At 37.5% G+C, this 7912-nt stretch carries 9 protein-coding genes; 3 read left to right on the top strand and 6 right to left on the bottom strand.

Going from position 1 to position 7912, the window contains the following annotated elements; translation table 11 throughout:
- Window positions 1-483 precede the first annotated feature (483 nt).
- A complete protein-coding gene (gene hpf / locus F601_RS0100145) occupies window positions 484-1032 on the bottom strand; it encodes a ribosome hibernation-promoting factor, HPF/YfiA family (protein WP_018163664.1) in 549 nt (182 codons plus the stop codon).
- A 77-nt stretch (window positions 1033-1109) separates the two neighbouring features.
- Complete coding sequence (locus F601_RS13410; protein ID WP_248678523.1) at window positions 1110-1526, bottom strand: ComF family protein; 417 nt, start codon at window positions 1524-1526, stop codon at window positions 1110-1112.
- Window positions 1527-1553: 27 nt separating this feature from the next.
- On the opposite strand from F601_RS13410, the gene F601_RS13415 reads away from it, so the two are divergent.
- The gene (locus F601_RS13415) at window positions 1554-1712 is read left to right on the top strand and encodes a hypothetical protein (RefSeq protein ID WP_248678525.1); all 159 of its coding nucleotides are present in this window, start codon (window positions 1554-1556) and stop codon (window positions 1710-1712) included.
- A 53-nt stretch (window positions 1713-1765) separates the two neighbouring features.
- Here F601_RS13415 and F601_RS0100155 read toward each other — a convergent pair whose 3' ends face one another.
- Window positions 1766-3067, bottom strand: coding sequence for an ATP-dependent helicase ComFA (locus tag F601_RS0100155; RefSeq protein WP_018163666.1), 1302 nt, complete (start codon window positions 3065-3067; stop codon window positions 1766-1768).
- A gap of 57 nt (window positions 3068-3124) precedes the next feature.
- Here F601_RS0100155 and F601_RS0100160 point away from each other — a divergent pair, with 57 nt between their 5' ends.
- Together F601_RS0100160 and cysK are read left to right on the top strand one after the other, a co-directional pair.
- On the top strand, window positions 3125-3751 hold the full coding sequence (locus tag F601_RS0100160; RefSeq protein WP_018163667.1) for a YigZ family protein: 627 nt from the start codon (window positions 3125-3127) through the stop codon (window positions 3749-3751).
- Window positions 3752-3848: 97 nt separating this feature from the next.
- Complete coding sequence (gene cysK / locus F601_RS0100165) at window positions 3849-4778, top strand: cysteine synthase A (protein WP_018163668.1); 930 nt, start codon at window positions 3849-3851, stop codon at window positions 4776-4778.
- Window positions 4779-4806: 28 nt separating this feature from the next.
- On the opposite strand, the gene F601_RS0100170 is transcribed toward cysK, so the two are convergent.
- The 3 genes from F601_RS0100170 to F601_RS12060 form a co-directional block, all read right to left on the bottom strand.
- Window positions 4807-5343 (bottom strand): 2'-5' RNA ligase family protein, encoded by a 537-nt coding sequence (locus tag F601_RS0100170; protein WP_018163669.1) that lies wholly within the window; start codon window positions 5341-5343, stop codon window positions 4807-4809.
- Between the two features lie 366 nt (window positions 5344-5709).
- Window positions 5710-6906 carry a phosphoglycerate kinase gene (locus F601_RS0100175; protein WP_018163670.1) on the bottom strand — a complete coding sequence of 399 codons (1197 nt, stop codon included), beginning with the start codon at window positions 6904-6906 and terminating at the stop codon, window positions 5710-5712.
- 671 nt (window positions 6907-7577) lie between these two features.
- A partial coding sequence (locus tag F601_RS12060) for a transposase (RefSeq protein ID WP_040833142.1) occupies window positions 7578-7912 on the bottom strand: 335 nt, incomplete at its 5' end.

The following is a 7912-nucleotide window of genomic DNA, read 5'->3' on the forward strand; positions in this document are numbered from 1 at the left end:
AGCGTTCGTCCTGAGCCAGGATCAAACTCTCATTTAAAAAGTTTGAGCTTTCACTCATGTCGTCATCTACTGACTTATTGTTTCTTTTGACAGGTTACTTAATGTAACCCGCACGTTTGGTTCGTCTTCTTGTTCAGTTCTCAAAGGTCTTTGTCTTCTTTAAGACAACTTCTATAGTCTATCAAACTCTAGCAAGTTTGTCAACTCTTTTTTTAAAAAAAGTTTTGACAAATGCTTTACCGCTCTCGTTTGACAGCTTTATTATTCTATCAAAGAACGAATTTCATGTCAATCATTTTTTTAAAATTATTTTCAAGTTTTTTAAAAAGCTGCTGGCAAATCTTGTTCATTTTTGACAACTTGATTAGTATACTAGACTTCTGTTTTACTGTCAACTTATTTTCTGAAAAAATGCTGAATTTTTTTAGTTAAAATAAAAGGAAATACTCAATTGGTATTTCCTTTTATCAATATGGTAGCTAACTATTTTGCTTCAATGAGCCCAAGGTTACCATCTTCACGGCGATAAATAACATTTGTTTCGCCATCTTCTGCATCAGTGTAAATGAAGAAATCATGACCTAGAAGTTCCATTTGAAGAATTGCTTCTTCAACATCCATAGGTTTCAAATCGATATGTTTTGTTCTAACAACTTTTCTAGCTACAGATTCTTCAGCTGGTTCAGCTTCAAATTCAGTTGTAAAGACTTGTCCTGTAGGAAGTTTTTCACGGTTCTTTTTAGCAATTTTTGTTTTGTTTTTACGAATTTGACGTCCGATTTTATCAACAACCAAATCAATTGAACCATACATGTCTTGAGACACATCTTCTGCACGTAATGTTACTGCACCAATTGGTATTGTTACTTCAACTTTTGCTGTCTTTTCTTTGTATACTTTAAGATTAACTCGTGCTTTCAATTCTTGATCAGCATGGAAGTATTTTTGAATTTTTCCAAGTTTTGCTTCGACATAGCTACGAATTGCTTCTGTAACTTCGATGTTTTCACCACGGATACTATATTTAATCATAAAATACCTCTTTCTCGCATCTAAGCGCTTTCTTATTACACTCTTATTATACCGCTTTCATGAAAATTTGCAAGTCTTTACCGTGCAATTGATAAAGTTTTTACATTTTGGACTCCTTTTGCTCTAAATAGACTAGTTATTTCATGCAATGTTGCACCTGTTGTATAGATATCATCTACTACAATTATTTTTTCTGGAACCAATTCTTCCGTCAATAAAAACGACGTCGAATTAGAGAGCCTTTCTTGCCTATTTCTACTTGATTGTTTTTCACTATCAGAACGTATTAACAATTCTGAGTAGGATATCTTCTCATAATCTAGCATAGAAGTAACTTGATTAAACTGTCTTTCTTTCATTCTTTCATCGGAAATTGGTACTGGCACTATAGTATAGTCATGGTATTCTGAAAGAATTTTCTTTAATTCTTTTGCAAAAACTTTTCCTAAGACAACGTCTCCCTCGAATTTATATTTGGAAAAATAGTCTTTCATGGCTGGGTTGTACCGATAGAGGGCTCTATGATTAACTTTATGGCCTTTCTTTTCCCAAAGTTCACAATCTGCACATCTCATGTCAGTACCCTGTCGGTAACAATTCGGGCAATGCGTTTGACCAATTCTCTCAAACTGATTCGAGCAAGAACTGCAAATCGCTCTGCTATTATTCCTAAAGAATAGGATGTCACAAAAGCGAATTTTTTCTTGAAATTCCTGGTTACATAGGAGACATGTCATGCAAAACCTCCTCTTTGATTCATAGTTTTTATCTCTTGAATAGCTCTTTTCATGGCTTTTGTTTTACCATCGTGTAAGAATAGCAGTTCTCCTGTGGGACGTTCGAAAGCTCTTCCGACTCTTCCTGAAATCTGCACCAATGCGCTCTTTGTGTATAATCTGTGATTAGCTAAAACGACAAAAACATCTACACAAGGGAAGGTCACCCCTCTTTCAAGAATTGTGGTTGACACTAGGATACTTATTTCGCGATTTCTAAATTTATCTACTATTTCTAGCCGATTTTCTGTTTGACTTGAGACAAAGTCAATTTTTTCTTCTGGAAAATAGCGGAGCAAAATTTGTGTGAAGACTTGCCCCTGCTCAATATTGGGAAAGAAAATTAAAAGTGGAAAACCAGTTTCTCTTTGCTTTGCAATAAGATATCGTAGTTTGGATGGGATTTTTTGCTTCTGGAGGTTTTTTTGAACAGACCCTAACCACATTTCTTTTGGTACTACTAATGGATTGGCATGGAAACGCCTGACCAAATCAAGTTTTCTAAGATCCCCTCTCTTTACTTTTTTATCTAATTCGTCTGTTGATGTAGCTGTAAGAAAAATCCTGACCCCATCTTTCTTAACCGAGCTTTCCACTGCGTGGTAAAGCGCAGCATTGTCAACAAAAGGAAAAGCATCCACTTCATCAATGATAAGTAAGTCAAAAGCCTGATAAAATTTTAGTAGTTGGTGAGTGGTAGCGATGATAAGACGAGCACGAAAATAGGGGTCAGAATCTCCATGCAGTAGGGCAATGGGACAAGAAAAATCTTTACTAAGACGCTTATAGAGTTCCAAGCAGACATCTATTCTTGGGCTAGCAAGACAGACACAACCTCCTTTATCAAGAATCTTTGCTACCGATTCGTAAATCATTTCTGTTTTTCCCGCACCAGTGACGGCATGAACCAACAAGTTTTCCTTCATATCTATTCCCTGCAAAAGTCCTTCTGAAACTTGAGCTTGATAAGAGGTCAGTTGGCCCGACCAGCTAAGTGACTGTGCCTTTTCAAAAGGAATTTGAGGGAAATAATAGAGTTGAGCCAGGCTGGTATTTCTTCCAAAAATGATGCATTCCCTACAATAGTATTGACCGCTGGGTAAGATATTTTCTCTTGGTACTAGACTGCCGCAGCGATTGCAGATTAATTTTCCATTGTTTTCCTCCATGGCTGGCAGGACTTGGGCATATTCTTTTAGTTCTGTCGGAATCTGATTTTCTGTAAAAATCCGTCCATAGTATAATTCAAGTTCTTTCATCACTATATTCATTCGGAATTCTTTGCTAATTTTGCAAAATTTTTGTAAAATTTTCTTATGAACTATAAGACTATCAAAGAAGACGGTATCGTCGAAGAAGAAATCAAAAAATCCCGCTTCATCTGTCATCTCAAACGGGTAGAATCAGAGGATGTGGCTCGTGACTATATTGCTCAAATCAAGAAAAAACATCACAAAGCTAACCACTCCTGCTCTGCTATGATCATTGGGGAAAACTCTGAAATCAAAAGGTCTAGTGATGATGGTGAGCCGAGCGGTACAGCTGGAGTTCCAATGTTGACCGTCCTTGAGAAGCAAGAATTGACAAACGTTGTCGCTGTCGTTACTCGTTATTTTGGAGGAATCAAGCTAGGTGCTGGCGGCCTCATCCGCGCCTACTCTGGAAGCGTTGCAAATGCCACCAAAGAAATCGGAATCGTTGAGGTAAAGGAACAGGAAGGCATCAAAATAACCCTAACTTACCCTCAATACCAAACTTTTGCAAACTTTTTAGCTAGTGAGGGACTGGTTGAGTCCGAAACAGAATTCTTAGAAAATGTGACGACCTCAATTTACCTAGATTCTGAAAATGTCAGTGGAACATTGGAAAGGCTGGTTGAATTCTATCAAGGAAAAGCTATTTTTGAAAAAGCAGGAAGTAAAATCGTTGAGGTTTCCTTGTGATAGCCTTTTCTTATCACAACGATAAGAAAAATGTATTTTACAAGTTTCTTTATTAATTCTATACTGTAAGCATATAAGAAAATTTGAGGTAATAAATATGACGAAAATCTACCAATCAATTGCTGAACTTGTTGGAAATACTCCAATTGTAAAACTAAATAATATCGTTCCAGAAGGGGCAGCCGATGTCTATGTTAAACTCGAAGCCTTTAACCCTGGGTCATCTGTTAAAGACCGTATTGCTCTTCGAATGATTGAAGATGCTGAAAAAGATGGGATTATTAAACCTAGCGATACTATTGTTGAGCCAACTTCTGGTAACACAGGTATTGGTTTATCTTGGGTTGGTGCAGCAAAAGGTTATAATGTCGTCATCGTGATGCCTGATACTATGAGTATCGAACGTCGTAAACTTATTCAAGCATATGGTGCTGAACTAGTACTTACTCCTGGTAGTGAAGGTATGAAAGGTGCAATCGCCAAAGCACAGGAAATTGCTAAAGAACGTAATGGCTGGGTACCTTTACAATTTGCAAATCCATCTAACCCTAAAGTTCATGAAGATACAACTGGTCAAGAAATTATTGATGCATTTGGTCCTACAGGACTTGATGCCTTTGTTTCAGGTGTAGGAACTGGTGGTACAATTTCAGGCGTTTCTCACGCTCTCAAAAAAGCCAATCCTGATATTCAAATTTTTGCTGTTGAAGCCAATGAATCAGCAGTTTTATCAGGCGAAAAACCTGGACCTCATAAAATTCAGGGTATCTCAGCTGGTTTCATTCCCGATACTCTAGACACTAAAGCCTATGATGGTATTATTCGTGTAACTTCTGAAAATGCTATTTTAACAGGACGGGCTCTTGGTGGACAAGAAGGTTTCTTGGTAGGAATTTCTGCTGGAGCAGCTATTCATGCTGCAATCGAGAAAGCTAAAGAATTAGGTGTTGGTAAAAATGTACTAGCAATCCTACCTGATAATGGGGAACGCTACCTATCAACGGCACTTTATGATTTTGAAGACTAATACATATTTTAAAAAATCCGCTAGAAGTTTAGCGGATTTTTAGTTTCTTTTCAAATAAAGAAATTATTGGTTCGTTCTCACAAACTTTAATTAGCTTAATTGTCAGGACATTTCCTTCAATCGGTTTACAGTGGCTCATACAATACTCAAAAGTATAGGGAAACTTTTCCTTATCAATTCTATTAGCTATGGTAACATGTGGAACCCAATTTAAAGGATGGTAAAGTGAATCTTTTGTACTGTAATTTCCTAAAATCTGATGCAGTTTCTGATGAAAATGGGCTAGATGCGGTGTCTTAACAGGTAGCAAGGTAACCATTGATGAATTAAGAAACGCAGATACCCCATTAAATTGTAGTTCTATTGACTTATTTACTTCAAATTTTTCTAACATATCAATGACACAAGAAATATCACCTTTTTCAAAAGATGCCAGAGTTAGATGTGGTTCCCTCCCTTCTACTTCATATGCGTAAGAAGAAAGTTTTTTATCAAATAAATCCTTCCATATCGTTCTAATATAGTCATTAAATTCTTCATCAAAGAGGGCTATAAGTGCGTACATAAACCTACCTCAGCTTTAAATTTTATATAGAAAATAATACGATATATTTTGCCAATATTCAATGATTAATTGACGTACAAACATCAAAGATTTGAATTTTAGTAACTTTTTACATTATTGCATACAAACGCTTACTTTTGTTTCCCCTTTTCCATCCTTCACCTTCTGTCACGTAGTAGCTAAATGGTAGTTCACTTCGTAGAAGCTCTAGGCAGTGTACAGAAAAAGACGTTTCAACAACGTCTTTTTCTAGCCTTTACCTTTGTGCGCAGTAGCTGAATGGCAGCTCACTTCGTTACACTTGTGATCGACCTATTCAGCCTTGCGGGGGTTCGTCTACGGAATCGTAGATTCCTGACTTACCGCCTATTTTTCAGTAAGTGCAGCAAGTCCTGGAAGTACTTTTCCTTCCAAGAGTTCCATTGATGCGCCTCCGCCCGTACTAATCCATGAGAATTTGTCTGCACGGCCAAGGTTGATAGCTGCGGCAGCTGAGTCACCACCACCGATGATTGATTTAACGCCTGGTTGTTTAACGATAGCGTCCATTACACCGATTGTACCAGCTTGGAAGTCAGGGTTTTCAAATACACCCATTGGTCCGTTCCAAACAACAGTTTTAGCACCAGTCAAAGCTTCGTCAAATTTAGCGATTGATTTAGGACCGATGTCAAGACCAAGGAAGCCTTCTGAAACTGCTTCACCTTCTGTATCACGAACGACATCGTAACCAGCAAATGCGTTAGCTTCTTTTGAGTCAACTGGCAAGATGAGTTTGCCGTTTGATTTTTCAAGAAGAGCTTTAGCAACATCAAGTTTGTCTTCTTCAACAAGTGAGTTACCGATTTCGATACCTTGTGCTTTGAAGAATGTGTAAGTCATACCACCACCGATAAGAACTTTATCAGCTTTTTCAAGAAGGTTTTCAATAACACCAATCTTATCTGAAACTTTTGAACCACCAAGGATCGCTACGAATGGACGCTCTGGAGTTTCAACTGCTTCTTGGATGTATGCAATTTCGTTTTCAAGAAGGAAACCAGCAACTGCTTTTTCAACGTTTGCTGAAATACCAACGTTAGATGCGTGTGCACGGTGAGCAGTACCGAATGCATCATTTACGAAGATTCCATCTCCAAGTGAAGCCCAGTATTTACCAAGTTCTGGATCATTTTTAGATTCTTTTTTGCCGTCAACATCTTCGAAACGAGTGTTTTCAACCAAAAGAACTTGTCCATCTTCAAGAGCGTCGATAGCTGCTTCCAATTCAGCACCACGAGTAGCACCTGGGAAAGCAACATCTTGACCAAGTTTAGCAGCCAAATCAGCCGCAACTGGAGCAAGTGATTTACCAGCTTTATCAGCTTCTTCTTTCACACGTCCAAGGTGAGAGAAGAGGATTGCACGACCACCTTGTTCGATGATGTACTTGATAGTTGGAAGAGCTGCTGAAATACGGTTGTCATTTGTGATAACGCCATCTTTCAAAGGAACATTAAAGTCAACACGAACGAGAACTTTTTTACCTTTCAACTCAACGTCTTTAACAGTCAATTTTGCCATTAGTTAGACTCCTTAAAATTTTTAATACACGTTAATTATATCACAATTCCCTTAAATGTAACAGAAAAATCAAATGCTTTTATACTTCTTCTTGTTAGGAATTTAAAAAAGGACAGATGAGGTTATGTAATAAAAAATAGAATTAACTCATTCAAAAAGAGAGGCTAATTAAGATTTAACAATAATACTACTTTCAACATCAATTCCCCTCTTGATTTACCCTATTTTTAACACACAAATAATGATAACGGAGCAAGACCATAACATTCTTCTCTTTACCATAGCACTCTGTCAGTTTTGTTTAGCAGACCTAGGGACATCAGCAGTTATGATTTATCGAAAATAAGACTTCCAACTTTACAGCCTAAAGATAAAATTTCGTCGACTCTCCTTTTAACGTCGCTCATCTCCCTTCCAACTTCGCTCGATTTGGCTTTTATGGACAATAGCAGAGCTAGCTACCATTTAAAGGAGAGCTTTTGACCCAAGAAGTAGTGAGCATCTCTTTGCTCACGAATATCATAATCTATCTTTTCATAGTTCTAATTTGCGGATTTTTGAAAGCTTTCAACTATTCCCTAATAGCTCAGAAAATATGCACAAACGATCCTTCTAAACGGTTTTGTCACTGTTACGGACCTATCAGCTGTACACTTGTTTGCATCCTCATTTTAATACTTACCGAGACAAATCAATTTTATAAAAAACAGCAAAAAAAAAGAGGCTGGGCAAAAACTAGCTTCAAAATAAAACCACACAGTGATTTCCGTCTCGAAAACAATCAAGATGAAAGAATCACTGTGTGGTTTTTGAGTATGTGATGTTTTTGAGCCTAGATTCTTGGCCAATTTTGTGAGATTCATACTCATGAAGAGGAAGCCGACTTCCGTTTGGACGGCTTGATTACCTCTAACGTGAACTCTGCGAACGCCAAAAACACTCTTCAATCGGCCAAAAACGGGTTCGACATCGATTTTCCGTTTGGCGTAGATACGAGAGCCTTCTT

The organism is Streptococcus henryi DSM 19005 (assembly GCF_000376985.1).
Classification (GTDB): domain Bacteria; phylum Bacillota; class Bacilli; order Lactobacillales; family Streptococcaceae; genus Streptococcus; species Streptococcus henryi.